24 protein-coding genes are annotated in these 24676 nt (G+C 61.1%); 21 read left to right on the forward strand and 3 right to left on the reverse strand.

The window, feature by feature from the left end:
- Positions 1–135: 135 nt before the first annotated feature.
- The 13 genes from IVB32_RS31155 to IVB32_RS31215 all read left to right on the forward strand — a co-directional run bounded on the left by IVB32_RS31155 (position 136) and on the right by IVB32_RS31215 (position 14131).
- A complete protein-coding gene (locus tag IVB32_RS31155; protein ID WP_247412533.1) occupies positions 136–2430 on the forward strand; it encodes an FdhF/YdeP family oxidoreductase in 2295 nt (764 codons plus the stop codon).
- A 26-nt stretch (positions 2431–2456) separates the two neighbouring features.
- Positions 2457–3110, forward strand: a complete 654-nt coding sequence (locus tag IVB32_RS31160) for a cytochrome c3 family protein (protein ID WP_247412537.1) — start codon at positions 2457–2459, stop codon at positions 3108–3110.
- Entirely contained in the window at positions 3098–5953 is a 2856-nt protein-coding gene (locus IVB32_RS31165) for a 4Fe-4S dicluster domain-containing protein (RefSeq protein WP_247412540.1), read from the forward strand. The genes IVB32_RS31160 and IVB32_RS31165 overlap by 13 nt, the downstream gene beginning before the upstream one ends.
- Positions 5950–7317 carry an NrfD/PsrC family molybdoenzyme membrane anchor subunit gene (gene nrfD, locus IVB32_RS31170; RefSeq protein ID WP_247391886.1) on the forward strand — a complete coding sequence of 456 codons (1368 nt, stop codon included), beginning with the start codon at positions 5950–5952 and terminating at the stop codon, positions 7315–7317. The genes IVB32_RS31165 and nrfD overlap by 4 nt, the downstream gene beginning before the upstream one ends.
- The gene (locus IVB32_RS31175) at positions 7314–7832 is read left to right on the forward strand and encodes a DUF3341 domain-containing protein (RefSeq protein WP_247391888.1); all 519 of its coding nucleotides are present in this window, start codon (positions 7314–7316) and stop codon (positions 7830–7832) included. The genes nrfD and IVB32_RS31175 overlap by 4 nt, the downstream gene beginning before the upstream one ends.
- Complete coding sequence (locus IVB32_RS31180; RefSeq protein WP_247412542.1) at positions 7829–8359, forward strand: cytochrome c; 531 nt, start codon at positions 7829–7831, stop codon at positions 8357–8359. Before IVB32_RS31175 ends, IVB32_RS31180 begins: the two co-directional genes overlap by 4 nt.
- Before the next feature lie 182 nt (positions 8360–8541).
- Positions 8542–9426 carry a hypothetical protein gene (locus tag IVB32_RS31185; protein WP_247412544.1) on the forward strand — a complete coding sequence of 295 codons (885 nt, stop codon included), beginning with the start codon at positions 8542–8544 and terminating at the stop codon, positions 9424–9426.
- 4 nt (positions 9427–9430) lie between these two features.
- On the forward strand, positions 9431–9820 hold the full coding sequence (locus tag IVB32_RS31190) for a hypothetical protein (RefSeq protein WP_247412546.1): 390 nt from the start codon (positions 9431–9433) through the stop codon (positions 9818–9820).
- Positions 9817–10590, forward strand: coding sequence for an SCO family protein (locus IVB32_RS31195; RefSeq protein WP_247412548.1), 774 nt, complete (start codon positions 9817–9819; stop codon positions 10588–10590). Before IVB32_RS31190 ends, IVB32_RS31195 begins: the two co-directional genes overlap by 4 nt.
- On the forward strand, positions 10587–11528 hold the full coding sequence (gene coxB / locus IVB32_RS31200; RefSeq protein ID WP_247412550.1) for a cytochrome c oxidase subunit II: 942 nt from the start codon (positions 10587–10589) through the stop codon (positions 11526–11528). Before IVB32_RS31195 ends, coxB begins: the two co-directional genes overlap by 4 nt.
- A complete protein-coding gene (locus IVB32_RS31205) occupies positions 11521–13194 on the forward strand; it encodes a cbb3-type cytochrome c oxidase subunit I (RefSeq protein WP_247412554.1) in 1674 nt (557 codons plus the stop codon). The genes coxB and IVB32_RS31205 overlap by 8 nt, the downstream gene beginning before the upstream one ends.
- Complete coding sequence (locus tag IVB32_RS31210) at positions 13191–13835, forward strand: cytochrome c oxidase subunit 3 family protein (protein ID WP_247412556.1); 645 nt, start codon at positions 13191–13193, stop codon at positions 13833–13835. The genes IVB32_RS31205 and IVB32_RS31210 overlap by 4 nt, the downstream gene beginning before the upstream one ends.
- Positions 13836–13888: 53 nt before the next feature.
- A complete protein-coding gene (locus IVB32_RS31215; protein ID WP_247327365.1) occupies positions 13889–14131 on the forward strand; it encodes a cytochrome C oxidase subunit IV family protein in 243 nt (80 codons plus the stop codon).
- A 200-nt stretch (positions 14132–14331) separates the two neighbouring features.
- Here the strand turns inward: IVB32_RS31215 and IVB32_RS31220 are convergent, their stop codons facing one another.
- Complete coding sequence (locus tag IVB32_RS31220) at positions 14332–15045, reverse strand: PRC-barrel domain-containing protein (RefSeq protein WP_247412559.1); 714 nt, start codon at positions 15043–15045, stop codon at positions 14332–14334.
- Between the two features lie 366 nt (positions 15046–15411).
- Here IVB32_RS31220 and IVB32_RS31225 point away from each other — a divergent pair, with 366 nt between their 5' ends.
- The 3 genes from IVB32_RS31225 (at position 15412) to IVB32_RS31235 (ending at position 17587) form a co-directional block, all read left to right on the forward strand.
- Entirely contained in the window at positions 15412–16224 is an 813-nt protein-coding gene (locus tag IVB32_RS31225) for a Crp/Fnr family transcriptional regulator (RefSeq protein WP_346731120.1), read from the forward strand.
- 248 nt (positions 16225–16472) lie between these two features.
- Entirely contained in the window at positions 16473–17150 is a 678-nt protein-coding gene (locus tag IVB32_RS31230) for a hypothetical protein (RefSeq protein WP_247412564.1), read from the forward strand.
- A complete protein-coding gene (locus tag IVB32_RS31235; RefSeq protein ID WP_247412567.1) occupies positions 17144–17587 on the forward strand; it encodes a hypothetical protein in 444 nt (147 codons plus the stop codon). The genes IVB32_RS31230 and IVB32_RS31235 overlap by 7 nt, the downstream gene beginning before the upstream one ends.
- Positions 17588–17763: 176 nt before the next feature.
- Here the strand turns inward: IVB32_RS31235 and IVB32_RS31240 are convergent, their stop codons facing one another.
- The gene (locus IVB32_RS31240) at positions 17764–17937 is read right to left on the reverse strand and encodes a DUF1328 domain-containing protein (RefSeq protein ID WP_247391914.1); all 174 of its coding nucleotides are present in this window, start codon (positions 17935–17937) and stop codon (positions 17764–17766) included.
- 305 nt (positions 17938–18242) lie between these two features.
- Between IVB32_RS31240 and IVB32_RS31245 the strand changes: the two genes are divergently transcribed.
- A complete protein-coding gene (locus tag IVB32_RS31245) occupies positions 18243–18617 on the forward strand; it encodes a hypothetical protein (protein WP_247412569.1) in 375 nt (124 codons plus the stop codon).
- Between the two features lie 39 nt (positions 18618–18656).
- Here the strand turns inward: IVB32_RS31245 and IVB32_RS31250 are convergent, their stop codons facing one another.
- Positions 18657–19028 (reverse strand): response regulator, encoded by a 372-nt coding sequence (locus IVB32_RS31250; protein ID WP_247393499.1) that lies wholly within the window; start codon positions 19026–19028, stop codon positions 18657–18659.
- 347 nt (positions 19029–19375) lie between these two features.
- Between IVB32_RS31250 and IVB32_RS31255 the strand changes: the two genes are divergently transcribed.
- The 4 genes from IVB32_RS31255 to IVB32_RS31270 all read left to right on the forward strand — a co-directional run.
- Positions 19376–19678 (forward strand): BA14K family protein, encoded by a 303-nt coding sequence (locus tag IVB32_RS31255; RefSeq protein ID WP_247412614.1) that lies wholly within the window; start codon positions 19376–19378, stop codon positions 19676–19678.
- Between the two features lie 74 nt (positions 19679–19752).
- Positions 19753–20505: a PRC-barrel domain-containing protein gene (locus IVB32_RS31260; RefSeq protein WP_247412572.1), complete on the forward strand. Its 753-nt coding sequence runs from the start codon at positions 19753–19755 to the stop codon at positions 20503–20505.
- A gap of 84 nt (positions 20506–20589) precedes the next feature.
- Positions 20590–21972, forward strand: coding sequence for a DUF2254 domain-containing protein (locus IVB32_RS31265; protein WP_247412576.1), 1383 nt, complete (start codon positions 20590–20592; stop codon positions 21970–21972).
- Positions 21973–22353: 381 nt separating this feature from the next.
- On the forward strand, positions 22354–24676 hold a 2323-nt coding region (locus IVB32_RS31270; RefSeq protein ID WP_247412580.1), incomplete at its 3' end, for a membrane-bound PQQ-dependent dehydrogenase, glucose/quinate/shikimate family.

Genomic DNA, 24676 nt, shown 5'->3' on the forward strand with positions numbered 1-24676 from the left:
TTGCAGGTGCTGAGTTTTTTCACGCGCTTGCCGCTCAAGCCGCCGTCCCGCCGAGAAGCGGCTGCTCAGGAACCCGCGCGGGGAACATACGTTGCCGATGCACAGGCTGGCCGGTTCCCGAAGAGAAGCAAGATCATGGCGCGACCCAACGAAGCTGGTGACCACACTCCAGACACGGTTGAATACGACGGCCCAGCTGGCGGATGGGGGTCCCTGAAAGGAATAGCGCGGATCTTCGGCAAGGAGTGGGATTCGCCCGCGGCCTTGAACACCCTCCGTCGGCAGAACAAGCCGAAAGGCTTCATGTGCGTTTCCTGCTCATGGGCCAAACCTGCGGATTATCATGCCTTCGAATTCTGCGAGAACGGCGCCAAGGCGACCCTTTGGGAGCTGACGTCGCGCCGCTGTACGCCGGACTTCTTTGCCGAGCATACCGTGACCGAGTTGCTGTCATGGAGCGATTATGACCTCGAGCAGCAGGGGCGCCTGACACATCCACTGCGTTACGACAGTACCACTGATAAGTACGTTCCCTGCTCCTGGGACGAGGCATTTCATGCCATCGGATCGCAATTGAGGGCGCTCGATCCGAAATCGGTCGTATTCTATTCATCGGGCCGCGCAAGCCTCGAAACCTCCTACCTCTATGCCCTGTTCGCGCGGGTTTATGGCAACAACAACCTGCCAGACAGCTCCAACATGTGCCACGAAACGACCTCAGTCGCTCTCAAGAAGCTGATCGGGGCGGGCGTTGGGACCGTGGTCTTCGACGACCTCAGCAACTGCGATGCGATGTTCTTCTTCGGGCAAAATACCGGGTCGAACAGTCCACGCTTCCTTCATCCCCTACAGGACGCTGCCAAGCGCGGCGTCCAGATCATTACGTTCAACCCCGTCCGCGAAAAGGGTCTCGAAGTCTTCATCAATCCGCAGAATCCGACAGAGATGCTGACGGGCAAGGCCACACAAATCAGCAGCCAGTACCATCAAGTGAAGGTGGGGGGCGACATCGCGGTCATTGTGGGAATCTGCAAGCACGTCTTCGCGGCCGACGACGCGGCCAAGCAGCAGGGCAAACGTGTGATCGACGCTCCCTTCGTCGAGCAGCACACACATGGCTTCGAAGAGTTCGAAGCCAGGGTCCGGGCGACGTCCTGGGACGAGATCGAGATCGCATCCGGTCTGAGCCGTTCGGTTATCGAGGGCGCCGCGCAGGTCTACGTCGAGGCTGATCGCGTGATCGGGATCTACGGCATGGGCCTGACCCAGCACGTACACGGCTTCCAAAACGTGGCGATGCTCGTCAACATGCTGCTTCTAAAGGGAAACATCGGGAGAGACGGCACCGGCATCTCGCCCGTGCGTGGACACTCGAATGTCCAGGGTCAGCGCACCGTGGGCATCTCGGAAAAGCCCGAACTGGTTCCGCTCGATAAATACGCCAGGCAGTTCGGGTTCGAACCGCCGCGCGAGAAGGGCATGAACACCGTTGAGACATGCGAGGGCGTTCTCGCCGGCAAGGTCAAAGCGTTCGTCGGCCTCGGCGGAAATTTTTTCCGCGCCATTCCGGAGCGATCGAAGATGGAAGCGGCCTGGCGAGGGCTGGAGCTGACGGTCCAGATTGCCACCAAGCTCAACCGCAGCCACCTGGTGCACGGCAAGGCCGCCTATCTGCTGCCGTGCCTTGGTCGAACCGAAGAAGATGTACAGGCAAGCGGCCAGCAGGCGGTTACCATGGAGGATACGTTCAGCTGCATCCAGGGCTCGATCGGGTTGCGCAAGCCCGCCAGCGAGCACTTGCGATCCGAGGTGGCGATCGTCGCAGGTCTGGCCAAAGCAACCCTGCCCCCCAATCCCAAACTGAAATGGGATGAATGGGTCGGCAACTGCGATCTCATCCGTAACGAGATCGCCGAGACCTATCCGGACGAATTCCACGACTTCAATGCGCGGATGTTCACGCCGGGCGGGTTCTATCGTGGCAATTCAGCCCGCGAACGGATTTGGAAGACCGAGAGCGGCAAGGCAGAGTTTACAGCGCCCGAAACCCTCACCTCGACCGGCTTTTCCGATGCGCCCGGCCGCTTCCGGCTGCTGACCATGCGCAGCAACGACCAGTTCAATACGACGATCTACGGCTACAGCGATCGGATGCGAGGCATTGAGGGCACACGGGACGTATTGCTGATGAATCTCGATGAAATCGCACGCGCCGGACTTCAGGAGGGCCAAATGGTTTCCCTCGTCAGCGACGCGGAGGATGGCATCCTGCGCGAGGTGGGTCCTCTTAAGGTGACCCCGTTCAAACTGCCGGATGGCTGCGTCGGGGCCTACTACCCGGAAATGAACCCCCTGATCCCGCTCTCGCACCACGACATCCATTCGAAGACGCCGGCCGCTAAATCGGTGCCGGTCCGAATCCGCGCGTGAGCGATGGCGCGGAAGGGGGCCGATGAATGCAGGTTTTCCGCCCCGGCGCGAACACGATTGCGACGGTGATGATCGCGGCAATTGGAGCAGCGCCAGTGCTTGCAGTTGGGTTGTCCTATGAGGTGATGCGATCCCCTTACGTGACCAACCTGAACATCACGCGAAATCAGCCGGTGCCGTTCAGTCACGAGCATCACGTTTCCGGTCTCGGCCTGGACTGCCGCTATTGCCACACCTCGGTGGAGACGGCGCGCTTTGCCGGCATCCCGCCGACCGAGACCTGCATGACCTGCCATTCGCAGATATGGACCAACGCGCAAATGCTGGCGCCGGTGCGCGAGAGTCTTGCCAAGAACCAGCCGATTGCCTGGGAACGCGTCCACCGGCTTCCCGACTACGTCTATTTCGATCATTCCGTCCACGTCGCGAAAGGCGTCGGATGCACGACCTGTCATGGCGACGTCGGACGGATGCGGCTGATGCGCCAGGCCGCGCCGCTGACGATGCAATGGTGCCTCGATTGCCACCGCTCTCCTGAACGTTTCCTGCGTCCACGCGAAGCGGTTTTCGATCCGAACTGGCAGGCGCCCAAGAATCAGGCCGAGATCGGGCCCAAGCTTGCCGCAGGCTATCACATCAACACGGGTCATTTGACGGACTGCACGATATGCCACCGCTGAAGGAATTGCCGACGCGGCCAAGTCCTGTCGGACGTAGCAAGCTCAATCGCCGTCAGGCCCTCAGCTTGCTGGCAACCGGCATGGCGGGTGGACTAGCGGCCTGCAGCAAGCCGGACGAGCAGATCCTGCCCTATGTCAGGATGCCCGAGCGGATCGTCCCCGGCGAACCGCTGAAATTTGCGACGACGCTCGCATTGGCGGGGATCGGTCGCGGCGTGGTCGTGACTTCAATTGACGGCAGGCCGATCAAAGTGGAAGGCAACCCGCGTCATCCGGGCAGCCTGGGTGCCACCGACGTTTTCGCTGAAGCAGCCGTTCTTTCGCTTTACGATCCCGACCGCTCGCGCACGATCCTGCACAATGCCGCGATAGCGCCGCGCGAAGCGTTGAACCGAGCGCTGGTGACCGAACTCTCCGAGGCCCGCAGCAGCCAGGGTAAAGGCCTGCGCTTGTTGACCGGGCGCACCACCTCCCCGACTTTGCTGCGCCAGATCGATGCTCTGCTTCAGGCGTTCCCGGCCGCATCGTGGCACGCGTACGATCCAACGGACGACGACAACGCGCAACAAGGTGCGCAGCTCGCTTATGGCCAGCCTGTGCGCAGCATTGCCGATTTCGCAAAGGCCCGGGTGATCGTCGCGCTCGATGCCGATCCGCTCGGGCATGGCCCCGATCAAATACGCATTGGCCGTGGTTACGCAACCGGCCGCGGCGACGCGAATGCCTTTTCGCGTCTCTATTGTCTTGAGAGCGCACTCACTCTCACGGGAGCAAAGGCGGACGAGCGTCTGGCGCTTCGTCCCGAGGCGATCGAGCGGTTTGCAGCGAGCCTCGCGCGGGAGCTCGGCGCGAGTGCAAGCGTCACCGAACTTGCCGAGCGCGAGCGTCTGCTCCTTCGGAAGATCACCGCCGACTTGAACTCGCACAAGGGTGAGGCGCTCGTTATCGCGGGCCCGGCAATGTCCCGGGAAGTTCACGCATTGGTGCATTGGATCAATGCCCAGCTCAATGCGCCCGTTCGGCTCATCGATCCCATTGATCGTACGCCGTCCGGCAAGCAGGCGGGAACGCTTGAACAGCTCGCTGGTGATCTGGACTCCGGCCGCGTGCGTCAGCTCGTCATGATCGGCGTCAATCCCGGTTATGACGCACCATCCGATTTGCACTTCGGGGCCCGCGCACAGAAAGCAGCCTTTCGCCTTCATATGGGCGAGTACTTGGACGAAACCGCGGCTATCGCCAACTGGCATGTCCCGCAAAGTCATCGGCTCGAAACGTGGTCGGATCTGCGGGCCGGCGACGGGACGGCAAGCATCTCCCAGCCCCTGATCAATCCCCTCTACGAGAGCTTCAGCGAGCACGAGCTTCTCGCCTGGCTGAACGGCGCAGATGACGCGCGCGCTTACGAATTGGTGCGGCAGACCTGGCGGAGCGCGGCCGCTGCGGATTTCGAGGGATGGTGGCAGCGCGTGCTGCACGAAGGGATCATTGCGGGAAGCGGCGCCACTGCTGCTTCGACGGCTGCTCCGCTTCTACCGGCGCTCGCGGACGCCGAACCTCACGATCTGCGTGATGACGAGATCAGCCTGGTTCTGCGTCCTGATCCTTGCCTCTGGGATGGCTCATACGCCAATAACGCCTGGCTCCAGGAGTGTCCGAAACCGCTCAGCAAGCAGGTCTGGGGCAATGCGCTCGCGCTGCATCCGGATGAGGCAACCCGCCTCGGTCTCACGTCCGGCGACGTCGTCACGATCGCCGCGAACGGCCGATCGATCGAGGTACCCGTTCTGACTGAACCCGGGATGGCCATGGGCGTCGGCGCGCTCACGCTCGGCGGGGGGCGGCAGAAGGCCGGCGCGATCGGCAATGGCGTCGGTGCCAACGCCTATACACTCCGGACATCCGGGAACCGATGGCACCTTCCGCAGGTCTCGATCCAGCCGACGGGGCGCCGTGAGCCGGTCCTTACGACTCAGAACATCGTCCGGTCGCCGGAAGACGTGCGCGAACTCTATCCGCTGTATCGGCTCGGCCAGCCGCTGCCAGGGCCAGTCCACCCGGATCCACCCAGCCTGATGCCGCCCAGCGTGAAGCCCGGCGACGGGCACGCCTGGGCGATGGTAATCGATACCTCGGTCTGCATCGGCTGCAATGCCTGCGTGGTCTCCTGCCAAGCCGAGAACAACGTCCCTGTGGTGGGTCCCGAGCAGGTTGCGATGGGGCGCGATATGCACTGGATGCGCGTCGATGGCTACGATCATAGCTCGGCGAACAGTCCGCAGATCGGCTTTCAACCCGTACCTTGCATGCATTGCGAGCACGCCCCGTGCGAGCCTGTCTGTCCTGTCGCCGCATCCGTTCACGACAGTGAGGGCCTCAACGCGCAGGTCTATAATCGCTGCATCGGCACCCGCTTCTGCGAGGCGAACTGCCCTTACAAGGTTCGTCGCTTCAACTTCTTCGGTTATGCCGACGGCGAGGAATACGGCAATCTCGGCGCGGAATCCTATCGCGGCCAGAAGAACCCGGAGGTGACCGTACGCGCCCGCGGCGTCATGGAAAAATGCACCTACTGTGTCCAGCGCATCAGCGGCGCACGTCGCGCCTCGGAACGCGAGAACCGGCCGCTCGGTCCACACGAGGTGCAGACGGCGTGTCAGAACGCGTGCCCGACCCGCGCCATCAGCTTCGGAGACCTGAACCAGGCTGACGCAGAGATCAACCACAGGAAAGCCGACCCGCGCCACTATGCCTTGCTCGGCCACCTCGGCACGCGGCCGCGCACCACCTATCTTGCCGATGTGCGCAATCCCGCACCTTCGGAGCCGGAGGGGCGGACATGAGCGAAGTTCTCCTTCCCCAGCATCCCCCGGCGCACCGCTGGATCTCGGCCGCGCGGGCAGGAGACGCCGCAGTTACCCAGGCCGTGGCAGATCCGCTCTTCACCGGGTTCGGCAAAACATGGTGGCTGGCCCTGCTTATCACCCTGCCGTTCGTGCTCTGGCTGTTCGTTGCAATCGCGTGGCTGTTCTATGAGGGCATCGGCATCTGGGGCATCAACTCCACCATTGTCTGGGGAGTCGCGATCGCCAACTACGTCTGGTGGATCGGAATCGGCAATGCCGGCACATTGATTTCGGCGATGCTGCTATTGACCCGGCAAAGATGGCGCGCCTCGATCAACCGCTTCGCGGAAGCCATGACGCTGTTTGCGGTTGCCATCGCCGGGCTGATGCCGATCGTTCACCTCGGTCGGCCGATCTACGCCTATTGGCTCGCGCCATATCCGAACACCATGGCGCTTTGGCCGCAATGGCGCAGCCCCCTGGTGTGGGACTTCTGGGCCATCGTCAGCTATCTGCTGTTCTCTATTCTGTTCTGGTATGTCAGCCTGATCCCTGATCTAGCGACCATGCGCGACCGCATGCCCTACCGTGCCGGCCAGCTGCTCTACGGCGCCTTCGCGCTGGGATGGCGCGGCTCGTCGCGCGAGTGGTCGCGCCTGCAGACACTGCATACCACGATGGCCGCCCTCGGCGTGCCTCTGGTCTGCTCGGTGCACTCGATCGTCGGTCTCGACTTCGCGGCGAGCCTGATGCCCGGTTGGCAGGAGAGCATCTTCCCACCCTATTTCGTGGTCGGGGCAATGTATTCCGGATTCGCGATGGTCGTGGTGCTGGCCGCCGCGATCCGCTGGGGCCTCAGCCTTCAGGCGATCATCACCCGCCGCCATTTCGACGTCATAGCCCGCATCCTGCTGATGGCCTCGATCGTCATGTTCTATTCCTATGCGACGGAATGGTTCATGGGCTGGTACGGCGGTGAGCATACCGACCGTGAGGTGGTTCGCTTCGAGTTCACTGGAACGTACGCGCCGCTGTTCTGGGCGTTGCTGGCCTGCAATTGCCTGATCCCGCAGTTACTCTGGTGGCCATTCGCACGGCGATCGCTGCTCATCCTGATTCCGATCGCGATTGCGATCAACATCGGAATGTGGCTGGAGCGTATCCTCATCATCTGGAACACGCTTTCGCACGGTTACATGCCGTCCCTGTGGCGCACGTTTCACTTCACGTTCTGGGACTGGAGCTTTCTTGTCGCGCCGCTCGGTTTTTTTGCCTTCCTGTTCCTTATCTTCGTGAGGCTGGTTCCGAGCATTTCAATGTTCGACGTGCGCAAGCTCGCTCATCAGGAGGCCGCGGCATGACGGCAAAGCTTGTTGGCGAATTCCTCGACGGTGAAGCGCTGAAGGCGGCCCTGCAGCGCGTGCGTACGGCGGGACACGCCGCACTCGAAGCATTCGCGCCGTATCCGATCGAAGGGCTTGCCGAACAGCTTGTTGAGGGCCGATCCGCAATTCGCGTTGTGATGCTCGCCGGCGGCCTCGGAGCTGCGGCATTCGCCTTCGTGCTGCAATGGTACAGCGCGGTGATCGACTATCCCATCAACAGCGGCGGCCGGCCACTGAACTCCTGGCAGGTGTTCCTGCTGGTGCCGTTTGAGGTCGGTGTCCTCGCGGCCGCGCTCGCCGGCGCCATCACCTTTTTTTGGTCGTGCCGCCTGCCTCGTCTCCACGATGCAATGTTCGAGATTCCGGGCTTCGAACGCGCAACGCAGGATCGCTACTTCCTGCTGGCCGCTTCTGACGGCGACCCGAACGAGCTGAGGACGGTCCTCCGCGACGCCGGCGCCGTCGCGATCACGGAGCTGCGCACGCCATGACCGCCCGCGCGCTGCCATGGCTGCTGTTGCTATCATCGGCGCTCACCGGCTGTGGCGATCATTCCATGTCTCAGCAGAATCGCTACGGCACGTTCTCGAAGGCTGCGCTGTTCAAGGATGGCACCGAAGCCCAGACCTTACCGGCAGGGGTCGTTGCACAGGGCGATCTCGACCGTTTGCAGCAGATCACCAAGCCGCCCGCGGTCGACATGGCGCTGCTGGCCCGCGGCCGCGAGCGCTACGATATCTATTGCTCCCCGTGTCACGGGTTCTCCGGCCACGGCGACGGCATGATCGTGCAGCGTGGCTTTCCCGCACCCCCGTCCTACCATTCCGCGCGCCTCCGCTCGGCCGATGCTCAACACTTCTTCGACTTGATCACTCATGGCTACGGCGTGATGTATTCCTACGCTGCGCGCGTCGAGCCGCGCGACCGCTGGGCGATCATCGCCTATATCCGCGCGCTGCAGCAGTCGCAACACGCCGACGTCGCCGACGTCCCGGAGCTGAGGAGCAAGCTGCCGTGACCGCCGTGCTCCGCCGCCCTGCCCTCAGAGCAATTTGGACGCCGCGAATTGCAGCGGGCCTCGTGGTGATCTTGCTCGCCTCTGGCCTCGTGCTCGCGGCCGGGAGACTCGGCCCCTATCCGAGCCTGCTCCAGGGCTGGCTCTTGGGATTTGCGATCTGGAGCTGCGCCCCCATCGGCAGCATGACGCTGCTGCTGATTCATCGCTTGACCGGCGGCCGCTGGGGCTTTGCGGCCGGACCCGTGCTGCGACCCCTCTCACTTATGGTGCCCCTCGTCGCCATCGCCTTCATCCCCGTTCTCGCCGGACTGACTGACATCTACCCCTGGGCCGCGGATGCTAGCCAGATCAAGCCCGACATTGCGCGCTGGTACCTCAGCCAGCCGTGGTTTGTCCTGCGTGCCGTGATCGCATTGATCGGATGGTCCGTGCTCGGAGTGACTTTCGGTCTTAAACGAGGTGGACGGCTACTGGCCGCGCTCGGACTTGCGTTCTTCGGGCTTACCATCAGCATGGTTGCGGTCGATTGGTTCCTCTCCGTCGAACCGCATTACGTTTCCACCGCCTTCGCCTTCATGATTGCAATACAGCAGCTGCTCGCCGCGCTGGCCGTTGTCGCCGTGCTTGCAACGTCGAACGTCGATGGCAAAGCGCTGAGCGATATCGGCAGCCTTTTGATCGCAACGCTGCTGGGCGTCGTCTACCTCGAATACATGACATATGTGGTGGCCTGGTACGGCGATCTACCTCACAAGGCCGAGTGGTTCCTGAGGCGCAGCACGGACGTATGGACCAACATTCTGCTCGTGGCATTCGTCACCGGAGCCGTGCTTCCGTTTGCGATGTTGCTGTTGGAGGACGTGCGCCGCAGCCCTGCAGGCTTGCGCATAGTCGGCTTGTTGCTGTTCCTCGGCACTGTCATGCACTTCGCTTGGCTCCTGGTGCCGGCATTTTCCGCGCAAGTTCATGTTGCACTCACCGCTCTCGGCGCCCTCCTCACCTTGACCGTTGCTTCGGTACTCTTTGGGCAGGGCACCCCATTCGCAGAGGTGCGCCATGCCGAATGAGGAGATGGGCAGCCGCGCGCTGCCAGAAACGGCCGGCATAGACAACCGCGCCGTTCTCGCCATCGTCGGCAGCTTCTTGCTCTTCGTGGGCGCCGCGATTGCGGGAATTCTGCTGTTCCTGAATAGCGAGGCGCCGGGCGCATTCACGCCCCGCGCAGAAAGCCGGTTTCCCTCGCCCGAGCTCCAGACCTCGCCGGAGGACGACCTGACCCGGTTCGAGGCCGCCCAGCGAGCGAGGCTCACCACTTATGCCTGGGTCGATCGCGACCACAACATCGCCCGCATCCCGATCGATCAGGCGATGCAGCTGGTCGCAGGACGGGGCCGGCACGCCTACGACGCCCTTCGACCTGCACCCGCACCTCCGCCAGGTGCGAGTGGAGGCAATCCATGAGGCGGTCCATCTTCATCATGGCCCTTGCGCTCTGGCCGGGGCTCGCGCATGCCGGTTTGACCGAGGAGCAGATCGGGCGCGTCGGGTTCGATCCTCCTCAGGGCGCCCGCGTTCCGTTATCCCTGCAGTTTAGGGCCGTCGGCGGTTACACCGTCACCCTTGGCGATGCGATCGACGGACGTCCGACCCTGCTCCTTCCAGCGGACTTCACCTGCAAGCAGATTTGCGGGCCTGCGCTGACGATCGCAAGCTCGGCGCTGCAGCAGACCGGGTTTATCGCAGGACGCGACTACAGCCTCGTCGTTGTCGGCATCGATCCGCGCGACACCATTGACGACGCCCGCCGCTTTACCCAGGGACAGATCGGGGGCACGGGAACATCGGTCCTGACAGGATCGCAGGAGACTGTTGCCGCGCTGCTCGGTGCAATTGGATACCATACCGAAACCGACGACAAGCATAACGCGATTGCGCATCCGGCAGCCTTCGTCACGCTCGCGCCCGACGGACGGGTCGTCCGCGCGCTGTCCAGCCTCGCGCTGCAGCCCGGTGACCTTCGCCTCGCTCTGTTGGATGCCGGTGACGGGCGGATCGGTGGACTCTCCGGACGCATCGCGCTGCTCTGCTATGGATTTGACGCGGTACACGGAATCTACACCCGCAGGATCACAACGGTCCTGCAGATTTTCGGAGCATCCACGGTTGCCGTCATGGCCGCCCTCGTCGGGCTGATGCTGGTCCGCAGCAGGCGTCGGGGAGCCTCGGCATGAATTCGTTATTCAGGCTGCCGCAAGCGAGCACACACGCCGTCACGGTTGATCACATCTTCTATCTTCTGCTCTTCCTTTCCGGGGCGACCGTGGTCCTCGTCTTCGGGCTCATCCTGCTGTTTGCCGTTCGATATCGGCGCGGATCTCCCGCCAAGCGCGGCCCGATGCCTGAGATTCTCAGCCGTGAGTTCGAAATCGGTTGGACGGTCGCGACGTTGCTGACGTTCGCCTTCCTATTCTGGTGGGCATCTTCCGCTGACCTCAGCAGCCTTGCCGCGCCCACGGGCGCACTTGAAATCCACGTCATCGCCAAGCAGTGGATGTGGAAGACGCAACATCCGAACGGCGCGCGTGAGATCAATGCCCTTCACGTGCCGCTGGATAAGCCCGTCCATCTCCTGATGAGCTCGCAGGACGTGATCCATTCCTTCTTCGTCCCCGCGTTTCGGGTCAAGAAGGACGTGCTGCCTGGCCGCGACACTGACATCTGGTTTCAAGCCAGCAAAACCGGCACCTTTCCACTGCTCTGCGCTGAGTATTGCGGCACGAACCATTCCATGATGCGCGGCAAGATCGTGGTCATGCGACAGGATGACTATGCCAAATGGCTGGTCCAGCAGCCGGAGGGCGACGATCTTGCCCATGAGGGCGCCAGGCTGTTCGTGTCGCAGGGATGTTCGGGCTGCCACGCCGTCTCCTCGAACGTCCACGCGCCGCGCCTGACGGGTCTCTACGGCCGCGCGGTGCAGCTGGCGGATGGACGCACCGTTTCCGCGGACGATGCCTACATCCGCGATTCGATCCTGCAGCCGAACCGCGACGTCGTGGCCGGCTTTGAGCCCATCATGCCGAGCTTCAAAGGGCTGCTCGACGACGGAGAGATCCAGAGCCTGACCGCCTACATCCGCTCGCTCAGGGAGGAGCAGCAAAATGACTGACGCCCTGCTCGCCGGGGAGCTGCCGCTTCCGCCACGCCCCGATTATCTCCGCCACGGCTCGACGATCTCGTCCTGGCTTGCCACGACCGACCACAAGCGCATTGCAATCCTCTATGCGATCACCATTACGTTCTTCTTTTTCATGGGAGGAGCCGCAATCACCGCCGTTCGGCTCGAGCTGTTCCAGCCGAACGGATGGCTGTTGGCGTCGGACACTTACAACAAGCTGTTCTCGTTCCACGGGATCATCATGGTCTGGTTCTTCCTGGTGCCGTCGATCCCGAATACGTTCGGCAATTTCCTGCTGCCGCTGATGATCGGCGCGCCCGATGTCGCGTTTCCGCGCCTCAATCTTTTCAGCTGGTATTTGACCGTCGCGGCCGGGGCTTTCACCGTTTATGCCCTCGTCGCCGGAGGCGTCGACACCGGCTGGACGTTCTATACGCCTTATTCGTCGATGTTCTCCAACAGCCACGTCTTCGCTGCGGCCGCGGGCGTGTTCGTTGTCGGCTTTGCCAGCATCGCCACGGGAGTGAACTTCATCGCGACCACCCACATGCTTCGTGCTCCCGGCATGACCTGGTTCCGGCTGCCGCTGTTCGTCTGGGCGATCTACGCGACGTCGCTGATCATGGTGCTTGCCACCCCGGTGCTCGCCATCTCGCTCCTGCTCGTGATCGCGGAGCGTGTGCTGGGCCTGCCGATCTTCGATCCGGCTCGCGGCGGCGATCCGATCCTGTTCCAGCACCTGTTCTGGTTCTACTCGCATCCGGCGGTTTACATCATGGTCCTGCCGGCGATGGGCGTCGTGTCCGAAATAATCCCATGCTTCGCGAGGCGGCGAATTTTCGGATACGACTTCATGGTCTATGCCATGCTTGCGATTGCGGGCGTCGGATTCTTCGTCTGGGGCCACCACATGTTCGTCTCCGGACAGTCAGCCCTGGCCAGCCTCGTGTTCTCCTTCCTCTCCTTCATCATCGCCGTGCCGTCGGCAATCAAGGTTTTCAACTGGACCGCTTCGCTGTATCGCGGTCAGATCAGCTTCGAATCGCCGATGCTGTATGCGCTTGGCTTCGTCGGTCTGTTTACGACCGGCGGGCTCTCCGGGCTGTTCCTCGCCTCGATCCCGGTGGACATCCATGTCACCGACACCTACTTCGTCGTCGCGCACTTCCACTACATCATGGTGGGCGGATCGGTGTCCGCCTTCTTTGCCGGGCTCCACTTCTGGTGGCCCAAGGTCACAGGCAAGCTCTATCCGGAGAGCTGGGCGAAGTTCGCGGCCATCCTCATGTATGCCGGCTTCAACATGACATTCCTGCCGCAATTCTTCGCCGGGTACCTCGGCATGCCACGCCGCTACCATACCTATCCGGCGGAGTTTCAGATCTACAATGTCATGTCGTCTGCGGGAGCGGCGGTCCTCGCCATCGCCTACTTGTTGCCTCTGGGATATCTCACCTGGTCCCTGTTCTACGGCGGAAAGGCCGCGAAGAACCCTTGGGGCGCGACAGGGCTGGAGTGGACCACGGGTTCTCCGCCTCCCCCGAAGAATTTTGACAGGAAGCCCCGAGTAGATCGCGCGCCGTATGACTACCACGCCGAAGGCATGTCGGCTGGAACCGATCCCCCCGAAATGCAAAACGCAAGAGAAACGCGATGAGCGACGAAAGCGCACTGCTGAGAGAACCCTGGTTGGATTTCGGCCGGCAGCGCGAGGCAGGCAAGTTCGGCATATGGGTTTTCCTCGCCAGCGAGACGCTGTTCTTCGGGGCGCTGATGCTGACTTACACGGTTTGTCGAATCGAGCATCCAGAGGCGTTCGCTGCAGCCGGGAGGGAGACAAATATCTGGTACGGCACGATCAATACCGCCGTGCTGTTGACGAGCAGCCTCACCATGGCCATGGCTTCGCAAGCGTCCGAAACGTCTGCGCGACTGCGACGGCTCGTCCTCGTGTGCCTCATGCTGACCGCGTTGCTCGGGCTCGCGTTCATCGTCATCAAGGGCTTCGAGTACAAGGAGGACATCCATAAGCAGCTCGTACCGGGAGCCGGGTTTGCGTTGTCTCTGCCAGGAGCGCAGCTGTTTTATGGATTTTATTGGCTGGTCACGGGCGTCCACGCGATCCACCTTTCCATCGGGATTGCTCTCGTGAGCCGCTTGTTCTGGGTGCTGCTCCGGCACCAACTCCCGGCGAAAGACAATCCCGAGATCGAGGTCACAGCCCTCTACTGGCATCTGGTCGATATCGTGTGGATCTTCCTCTATCCGCTGATCTATTTGCCGGGGCGTGCATCATGAACAGGCAAGGTGAATCAGGCGGTATTGTGCGCCGCCTATGGGCGAGGAACCTCTTGATCTGGGCAGCGCTCCTCGCACTCCTCTTGCTCAGCCTCGTCGTCGCCTATGTTCCCATGGGCCGAATGACAACAGCCAGCGGCATCATCATTGCGGGGGTGAAATCGACCCTCGTCGTCTTGCTCTTCATGCAACTCGCCTCAGCGAAGCCGCTGATCCGGATCGCGGCGATCTCGGGGCTTGTTTTCGTGATCGCGATGTTCGCATTGACCTTCGCTGATGTTCTCGTACGCATCTAACGCACGGGAGCCCTCACTTTTGGATACCTTCTGCTACCCCGCACGCATTGAAGCGCTCTGATGCAGCCACCTTCGAACGCAAGCTTGGGAGAGGAGAACTTTCGCTGCGCTCAAAAAGGTGACTGCACCAGTTCGCTCGTGAAGCCATGCGCCTCTCCGTGAGGCACACCGCCGGGGACCATCAGGCGGACGTTGGTGGCTCACGAGTTCTGAAACTCCTTCATATCGAGCCGCAGACCGGCTTTGTTTGCTTGCTCTGCTGTGACGTAAGGCAGACCATAATAGCTTAGGTTCGGGCTCCATCGCCCCGTTTGGCCCGGGTAAGGGAAGGCATAGGTGCCCCCGCCAACGGACGCCTCGCGGGATATCACAACCGCCGCGAGCTTTCCGCCGCTGTCGAAAACGAGGTCGGAGACATAGCCATAGCCTTGGCCTGCCTGCAGCCGCGCATAATCCCCGATGACCTTGGAGACCGAGAATTCGTGCGGCTCTGCTTGGGCCTGATCAGGGTCAACAAAGAGGCCGTATTCTCGCGACCTCAAATCGGAAAAGTCGGCCACGATAGCTCCTTCGTGAAGCGGGCGCAGCACCCGGTTGAAAGGAATTCGGGAGATGAACTCCGGCTCATCCTTCGTTCTGAAGCCTTCGACGAGCAAAGAATCAATCTGCCCGGCGTCTGCCAAGGTCACGTTCCGGACAGCTCCCAAATACTCACCTTTCAACGAGAACACCGCGCTCCCAAGCAGTCGCGAAGCACGGTAGCCATTATAGACCGTGTTGACGAACTGCTCGGACTGCGCCGACTGTTCCGTGGCAGTCTGCGTCGCCGTCTCTGCCCATGAGGGACCCAACAGAACGGAGGTCGAGATTGTACCTACGACAATTGCAAGGGTGATCCTGCTCTTTGCGTCCATTCAACGCTCCTGCGATCCACGTGCCAACAATATCATTGCTCGTATAATCATTTCCGAAGCTCGAAGTTCTGGCCGGCCATCAAGCGAATGGTCCGCTGCCGTGCCAACGAAAAGGTGCAGCGATCAATCGGATACCTGGCCCTTGGAAAACGCACCGCAGATCCACGCGTGCACATCCTGGCAAACGCTATTACATGCCTCGGCCGACGTACTTCGTTCGTTGCTCGCGCATCAGAGGCAGCTCACGATCCAGGCCTTGAGGAGCTGGTCAGGCTTCTCCTGACGGGTCTTCACCTAAGCCTGACTGTGAGGAGGCCCGCGCGCGCCCCACATCTTGGTGAATAACCGTTTCCAAGGAGACGCGAAATGCTCAGCAACGAACCCGAACACGTCGTGCGGACGCACAGTGCGACGCCATCTCTGCAACGGTCACGAGAGCGCGATCAAACGCCGCACGCGCACCCCGCAAACAACGATCTGATCCGCCACCTCCCACAATCATCACGCCGCCGGCTAGTCGAGCTCTGCGAGGAGGTAACACTGAGACCAAGGCAAATGCTGCAGGAGCGCAATCAACCACTGCAGTATGCCTATTTTGTGGAACATGGCGCGGCCTCGCTGACCGCTAGGGCTGGAGATTGCCTCCCCGTCGAGATACAGACTGTTGGAGCGAAGGACTTCATCGGCATCCCCCTGATCCTTGGCATGCGCGTTTCCCCTCACCGTTGCATGGTTCAGGTTGCCGGGAGAGCCTTGCGCATCGGGGTCGATGCTTTGCTCGAGCTGCTGAGGGGGGATGTCGAGATCCAGAAGCTGTTGCTACGGTACGTGCAGGCCACCCTGATCCAAAGCTCGCAGTTGGCTGCATGTAACTCGCGTCACAGCTTGCAGCAACGATTGGCTCGGTGGCTTCTCGTTGCAGAGGATAAGTTGTTCTCCCGCGAAATCCCGCTCACGCATCGATGCATTGCACAGGCTCTTGGAGTTCGCCGCGCAGGTATCACGTCGACAATGGGCGAAATGGAAGCGCGAGGCATCATCAAGCAAGGCCGCGCTCAAGTCGAGATTCTGGATCAGTCGCAGCTCGAGCAATTGTCCTGCAGCTGCTATCGCGTGATTTTATCTGCGCATGAGAACTCCCTTGGTGCAGCCAATGCCCGATACACAAGCAATTGGTGAATGATGGCTCAAGAGAATGAGGGCTTGGGCATCGCAATGCGCTTCCCTTGCCCGGTTGCGTACCGAGTTCAGGCCGGCGCAGCGAACCCTAAGTGTCCCACCTCGTTAATCGTCGCAAGCTGCCCGGGAATCGAATGCGAGGCGCTTTGGGTGCAGAAGCCACGCTCTGTCGGCGGCGGAATGGCCCGATCTGTCCGCTAAAATCGACGGTAGGAGCCTTGCGGGATCGCCAGGAGTGAGTCGCCAGCTTGCCGAAGTCTAACGTCTCCAGAGCAACGACTATCTTTGGGCAGTACGGTACCATCGCGCGCGTTGCGCCGCTGGTCTTGGTTCTGCTCACCCCGATGGGCGAGTACGTTTTTCACCTTTCTCCGATCTGGATATTCGGATCCGGCGTTCTCGCAATAGCTGTACTCGCTGAATGGATTCGCGTAGCAACCGACCAGCTATCCTCCCACACCGGTCCTGCCATAGGCGGTCTCCTGACCGTCAGTCTTGGAAGCTTGGCCGAACTCATTCTTGCGCTATTTGTTCTCGCGCGCGGCCATGTCGAGGTGGTTCACGCCCAGATCACCGGGTCCATAGCGGCGACCTCCTTGTTGGGGCTGGGTCTGGCCATCGTTGCCGGCGGGTTCAATCGCGAGCGCCAGAGCTTCACCCAAGCGCGCGCTGGGTTGTTGTCGAGCATGCTCGTCCTGTCGGTGATCGCTCTCATTCTGCCCGCAGTGTTCGACTACGCGGGTCGCAACATCCGTCATGTCAATCACGTGAATGCCTCCGACGAATTGCTTAGCCTGGCTGTGTCAATGGTGCTGCTAGTTCTCTACTCCGGGAATCTTGTCTTCACCCTCATCACTCACCGGAATGTCTTCGCGACCAATGAGGAGGCTTCAGCTAGATCGGCGTGGTCTACAACCACATGTTGATCGTGTTATTGGCATGCACCGGCGCGGCGGCCCTTCAGAGCGAATTTGTCTCGGGCGCTCTGACCGAAGCGGCCAAATCGAGGGGTGTGACACCACTCTTTCTTGGCGTCGTCGTGCTCGCTCTTGTGGGCACCAGCTCGGACATCTTTGCGGCCGTTTGGTTCGCTCGGCGCGACAGGATGGGACTTGTGATGACGCTCTGCATCGGATCCGCCATTCAGATTGCGCTGGTTGTTGCCCCGCTTCTCGTCATTTTCTCAGGGGTGATCGGGAAGCCGATGACCCTTGTCTTCCGGAATCCCGTCGACCTCTTTTCAATCGCCGGCACCGCGTTCATCGTGAATGCCATCACGAGAGACGCCGAGACGACCTGGTTCGTGGGCGTAATGCTCATTGGAGTTTACGTCGTGTTGGCCCTAGCATACTTCTTTTCTTGAAATGAAACGCCAGGCGGCTTCAACAGTGGCAACCGTTCAGGCTCCAAAGTAGTTGCGTCTTGGCAGATCGGAGGCACCGCCGGCCATCGCCCCGCCGTCTCTCCAAGACCGAAGTGGGCCCCCTTTCGGAGCAGACCCTCGCGGTTACCGGCCGCGCCGAGCGCCCGTCGATCAGCCTAAAAAATCACCTCCCCCGCGAAAAAGGCGAGGAGCACGAGCACCAGAAAAATCGCAACAGCTGCGAAAAATAGCCACTTGGCGATAGTGGACGCACCGGCAGCGATTCCGCTGAATCCGAGCAATCCGGCTACGATCGATATCACAAAGAAGATCAATGCCCACTTCAGCATGCCAAGCTCCTGCGGCCTTATCTACAGTTGAGGTACGCACAAGTCTGCAATCCCACCCAGTTCGAAGGTGCTCTCGGACTTGCCTAGCGACAATCGTTCTGCCGACAATCGTTCCAGGCATTCGGCGTTCCGATCAGAACGTTTCATGTCCGACAGAAAGTCGGCACGCCTGCGTACGCGCTGCGTCAGAAGCCAAGCGAACTGAAATGTTTGTCCGCGACTGGACAGTCATCGGGGTCTCGACGTCTTTTTTGACAAGTGAATGCGTATTATCTTCTTAACTTCAACGAGCGAGGCAGTCCCAGATGCAGTTTCGTTCTGATTGCGTTCTTCCCTGGCTGGCCCTCGCCACCGCACTCCTGCTCGGCCACCCAACCCCAGCTTCCGCACTCGAATGCCCCGTTTACCATCCGAGCGATACCGACGCCGCGATCAAGGAAACAAGAGCACAAACGGAGACCTTCGAAGCTACGCTTGCAGCGCGCGGCGATCGTGCAACACGCAGCATCGTCAGCAGCGTGCGCATGGCTCATCCGAATGCGTCGGCAGCACAGATCACCAATTTTGTATTAACCCTCTACTGCCCTCTGGTGCGACAAAACGCAGCTTTGTCCGTGGATCACAAGCGAGCGCGCCTCAAGTCCTTTTCAGCTGAACTCATGAAGCAAGTCTCGCCGTAGCGTTGCTGCACCCAACCCTATCGGCTGATGTCTGGGCAATCACGGACGACGTACCGGTCCTAGCGAGCCGTGCACAAGCACATGGCGACATAGTCTATCAACCACATCGCGAGCTGGAATCGGCTTTTCAACCACGTACGGGGCAAATCGGCCGGGTATGACTTCGCGGCTGTATCCCGTGTAAATCAGAAACGGGATGCTTCTTTTCAAAAGGAGATCTGCGAATTCGAAGGACGCCCGCCCGTGCAGGTCGACGTCGAGAAGCGCGGCGTCGATAGCTGCGCTACCCGCTGCATGGAAAGCAGGGCTTAGCTCGGCAAATGGGCCAATTGTTTCATGACCGCTGCGCCGGATCTCGGTCGCGAGATCGTCGGCGATGAAGTATTCGTCTTCGATTATGGCTATTCGCATTGGGACTCCAATGACGTAGCAGCAAGCCCCTGCGAGATTTTCGCTTATCCTATCAGTGATGCCGCGGTGATCAACCTGGACCCGAATCGTAGACGCATAACTTGGTCCGCTGCCGCACGGGGCCAGTAGTACTTTGACCGCAGCGTTACTCCTGCTGCAGTAAACAGGTGCTCCCGGCCGGGGTACACTTATGTACCAACTGTCTCTGCAACGGCAGAGCAGCTCGCGCATTTCCTTCAGGCAAATGAAAACGAGGAGATGAGTTTATGAAAACAAGCGGATGGCACGTCGCCGTGGCCGTATTGGCGCTCGCGATCCCGGTCGGAACTACTGCGCAAGCCGCACCCATGTTGGCTGCGAGCGGGATAGCCAAAAACGACCCGAGCCTGGTGGAAGTTCAATGGAGGCATGACCGTGACCATGCTTGGCATCGTCATAACTGGCGCGACGGCTACAGGCACCGCTATCGCGGCGGCTGGGGTCCAGCGTTAGGCGGCTTCGTGGCAGGTGCGGCGATTGGAAGCGCCGTCGCCAACAGCCGGGCGCAAGCTGCCGAGAACAACGCCTACTGCTCCCAGCGATACAAGTCGTACGACCCGAGCTCCGGGACTTACAGGGGTTACGACGGCGTACGGCATCCATGTCCCTGAGCAACACGGCGTTCTGCCGGGGCCGGCCATTACGAACGCCATCAACTTTTGAACTCGAGCAAGGAGATCCATACATGAAAGCGACCTCATTCTTGGCGGCGGCAGCTCTCGTCGGCGCATCATCGCTTGCGATGGCACAAAGTTCTCCGCAAGCTACCGGTCCTGGGGACCATAGCGCCGTGCAGAGCTCGAGCCGCAATCAGTCGGCCGACCAACGCACGGAAAACAGCATGGCAAACAAGGGGGGCAACAAGGGCGACGCGGTCCAGTCCGACGCTAGTCAAGCGAGCGTTCGGCAGCAGATGGTCAGCGACCTGCAGCAGGCAGGTTTCACCGACGTCAAGGTACGGCCGGAGTCGTTCCTGGTGGAGGCCAGAGATCGGTCAGGAAATCCGGTGACAATGTTCGTTGGTCCAAATACTTTCGCCGAGGTGAAAACGATCGGCGCTAACGCGCAGAAATCTTCTTCGAATACAAACTCGTCCACCAACAGCGCTAACGCAACTTCGGATCGCCCCGGCGGAGCCTTCACTTCGGTGCCGCCGAAGGACGGCCTGAGCTCGCAGTTGATGGGTCTGCAGGTGTACAACAACACCAAACAGGACATTGGCACGATCAAGGACGTCGCGCTAAACGAGAACGGCATCGACGGCTATATCCTCTCGGTCGGAGGGTTCCTTGGCATTGGCGACCACTACGTTGCGGTGCGGCCTTCCGCAATCAATCTGAAGTTTGATCATGCGGTCAACAAGTGGACCGCGACCATGGACACGACGGCCGACCAGTTGAAGTCGGCGCCTGAATTCAAGTACCCCAGCAACGGGTAATATTCTGAGATGGAGCGGTTGGGCGGAACCGCTGCACCTCCCGGCTGTTGGTTCCAGGTTCGACGTGGTTATGCGGCTCAAAATATGCTCGCCCGCGCTGAAAAACTGCTGGCTGACCTTGGTGAGACATTCTGGCTGGTGCCTATGGTCGTGGTGCTTTGCAGCCTGATCGGTGCCTTCACGCTCGTTCATATTGACCAGAGCAACACGGTCTACCTCTCAAATCTACAGAGTTGGATGTACGACGGCGGCGCGACCGGCGCTCGCACCCTGCTCGGCACCGTAGCTGGCGCGACGATCGGTGTCGCGGGAACCGTGTTCTCGATCACCATTGCCGCGTTGTCTCTCGCTGCAGGTCAGATGGGGCCGCGACTGCTGCGCAATTTCACCCGCGATCGCGGCAATCAACTCACGCTGGGGATGCTGCTCGGCACCTTCTGTTACGCTCTCGTCGTGCTGAGAAGCATCCGGACAGAGCCCGAGGGGGGCTTCGTCCCTCATCTATCATTGAGCGTTGGAACTCTGCTCGCCTTGGCCTGCGTGGCGACGCTCGTCTACTTCGTCGGTCACGTCGCCGGCCGGATCAACGTTGAAACTGTCGTCGAACTCGTCAGTGAAGACCTCCGCAGCGCTATGCGCCAGCTAACGGTCCAGGATCCGCAGCCGAAGCCTCCGCCGGGCGAGTACTGGATCGGCTCCCTGCCTCTGAAGGACTCGCGGCGCGGTTATCTGCAACATCTGGACGAAGAGGGCTTGGCCACCTGGGCGGCCAAGCATAGAGCCACCATTCGGCTGTTGATCGGCCCCGGCGACTATGTTTTTCCGGGGGCGACCGTCGCTCTGGTTAATCCTCCCGTCGATGGTGCCGAAGCGGCTATCCGGAATGCGACGGCGCTGGGCGCAACAAGCAGCATCGCTTCCGATCTGCGCTTCGCCGTTCGGCAACTCGTTGAAGTCGCGGTGAGGGCGCTTTCGCCTGGCATCAACGATCCACACACCGCGCTCTCGGTTCTGGATCGGTTGGGTGCGGCGCTCTGCGATCTCGTACCCCTGCATCTGCCATCAGGAGTGTCGATCAGAGGAAGTCGGCCGGTGCTGGTGGTGCCGCATGTGCAATACGATCAACTGCTCGGGACGATGTTTCATATGATCCGGCAAAGCGCAGGCGCTCAGCCTGCAATATCGATCCGAATGATCGAGGTGATGACCCAGGTCGCAAGCTGCGAGCGCGATGCCACCCGGCTCTCGGCGCTCTCCCACCACGCCGACCTCGTCCTTGCGGACGCTCGTCGCCTGATTACCGCTCGCAGCGACAGAGAGGATGTCGAACGCCGGCATCAGCTGTTTACTCTGATGGTCCGGGCAGGTCCGATGGGGCAATTCACCGAACAGGTCTTGCCTCTAGCGGGCGACGATGATCCGCCAAAGGCTATTGCTGAGACAGTCGCCTTCCGATCTCAGCGTTAAGTTCGGCGCCCGCCAGGACGGAATAGGCGGCGCCCCAGAGCCATATCATCAACACGGCAACTGCGCCGAGCGAGCCGCAGGTCTTTATGATAGGCAGCGAACGTATTATTCACATACGTTGAGAATGCGTATGAACCCGAAATCAAGATAGCCGAGCGGAAACCGATTGCCCATCTCTTCGCGCTGCTGACGGTCGCTTGAGCTCATCGCCTCCCCGAGCCAACGGCGCTCCGTGGTCCGGAAGCGTACCCGCAAATGTGGGAACCAAAGGGACGGACGCACTCTTGGATCTGGAGCAAAGTAATCAACAGATGACGAGTAACCGGCATGGCTCAGAGATATCGCGCAGCAGATTGGGCGGCATTCACTCTCGGAGCAGTCATGGTTCTCATCGGCCTCGTGCTCGGAGCCGGCGGAGCATGGCTGCTTTGGTTGGGAGGCTCCTTCTATTATCTGCCCAGCGGAATCGCCCTGATCCTCTCGGGTCTCCTGTTGGCCCGCCGGCGCGTTGAAGGCGCATGGCTTTACCTTGTTCTCTTCCTGCTCACCCTCGCCTGGGCGTTCTGGGAAGTTGGCGCTGACGGTTGGGCCTTGGTGCCGAGGACCGTTGGACCGGCCATTTTGCTGATCGCCGTCCTGGCGCTCACGCCGCGGCTTCGGCCCATTCGCCACCAGTATGAAGCTGCGGCGACAATCGCTGCGGGGCTTGTACTGCTGGTAGCCACAACTGTGTTGATGACCGGAGCTTTTCGGCCGGCAAGCGCCGCTCCTCGCGTCATGCCGTCTCCGACCGTCGCAATGGCCGACCCTTCGTCTCTCAAGCCAGGCGCAGATTGGCCTGCCTATGGCGGCAGCTACAGTGCGCGCCGCTATTCGCCGCTCGACGAGATCAACTCGACGAACGTCGCCAAGCTCATCAAGGTCTGGACTTTTCATACCGGCGACTTGCCTACCAAGAACACTAAGGGGACATACGGAGCAGAGAACACCCCGCTCAAGGTGGGGGATAACCTCTACGTTTGCACGCCAAAGAACATCGTTATCGCGGTCGACGCCAAGACCGGCAAGCAGATCTGGCGATTTGATCCGCGCGTCCCGGACGAGTTCATTCCGTACACCGCGGCTTGCAGAGGCCTTGCATATTACGAAATGTCCAATGCCGATCAGGGCGCGGCCTGTGCCAGCCGCATCATCGAAGGCACGCTCGACGCACGCCTGATCGCAATCGATGCGAAGACCGGCAAACGTTGTGAGACGTTCGGATATGATGGACAGGTCGACACTGCGACGGGCATTGGCCGGCACGATCCCGGCATGTTTGCGATCACGTCGGCGCCAACGATCGTTCGCGGCGTGATCGTCATCGGGCATGAAGTGCTCGACGGGCAAAAGCGGGACGCGCCTTCGGGTGTGATCCAGGGATACGACGCACAAACCGGCGCATTGCGCTGGGCCTGGGACATGGCCAAGCCGGATGCAAGCGCACCGCCGCAGGTTGGACAAACCTATACCAGGGGCACGCCCAACATGTGGACGACCGCCTCCGGCGACGAGGAGCTTGGACTCGTCTATCTGCCGCTTGGGGTTTCGGCCGTGGACTACTGGAGCAGCAGCCGCTCGGACCGCGAGAAGGAGTTCGCGACATCGCTGGTTGCGCTAGATGTTACGACCGGCAAGCCCGCCTGGCATTTCCAGACCGTGCACAATGACGTCTGGGACTACGATCTCGGCTCTCAAGCGACGCTGGTCGACTTCCCGACGGACAAAGGCGCGCCGGTGCCGGCGCTGGTGCTGCCGAGCAAGCGCGGCGACATTTTCGTGCTCGACCGCCGCACGGGCAAGCCGCTCGTCGGCGTCGAAGAGCGGCCGGTGCCGCAAGGCGGCGTGGAGCCTGCGCAACGCGCCAAAACCCAGCCATTCTCGCTTTACCACACCCTGCGAAAGGCCGATCTCACCGAGCAGGACATGTGGGGCATGTCGCCCATAGACCAAATGATCTGCCGTATCCAGTTTCGTCAAGCGAGCTACAAGGGCATTTTCACGCCACCCACGGCCAGCCCGCACTGGATTGAATATCCAGGCTATAATGGCGGCTCCGATTGGGGCGGCATCGCCATCGATCCCGTACGCGACATCATCGTTGCCAATTACAATGACATGCCGAACTATAATCGGCTGGTGCCGCGCGACGAGGCCAATCGTCTTGGTTGGGCGCCGCGGGACCAGGCTCGCGGCGAAATCGGCGGGCAGGAAGGCGCCGGCGATCCGCAGCTCGGTTCCCCATATGCGATCAACGTCAATGCCGGCTGGCGGCTGCCCGGCACCGGATTGTTGTGCAAGCAGCCGCCGTACGGCGGAATTCGCGCCATCGATCTGAAGACCGGCAGGACGCTGTGGGATCGCCCGTTAGGTGAAGCCCGGACGAATGGCCCGTTCGGCATCCCGTCGATGCTGCCGATCACGATCGGTACGCCTAACAATGGCGGCGCGGTCGTGACCGCCGGCGGGCTTATCTTCATCGCAGCGACGACCGACAATCTGATACGTGCCATCGATATCAAGACCGGAAAAACCGTGTGGGACGACGTGCTTCCGGCCGGCGGCCAAGCCACGCCGATCACCTACGAGGCCGACGGCCGCCAGTACCTCGTCATCACGGCAGGCGGTCATCATTTCATGGAGACGCCGATCGGTGATTCCTTGG

Source organism: Bradyrhizobium sp. 23 (genome assembly GCF_023073295.1).
In the GTDB taxonomy this organism is placed as follows: domain Bacteria; phylum Pseudomonadota; class Alphaproteobacteria; order Rhizobiales; family Xanthobacteraceae; genus Bradyrhizobium; species Bradyrhizobium canariense_D.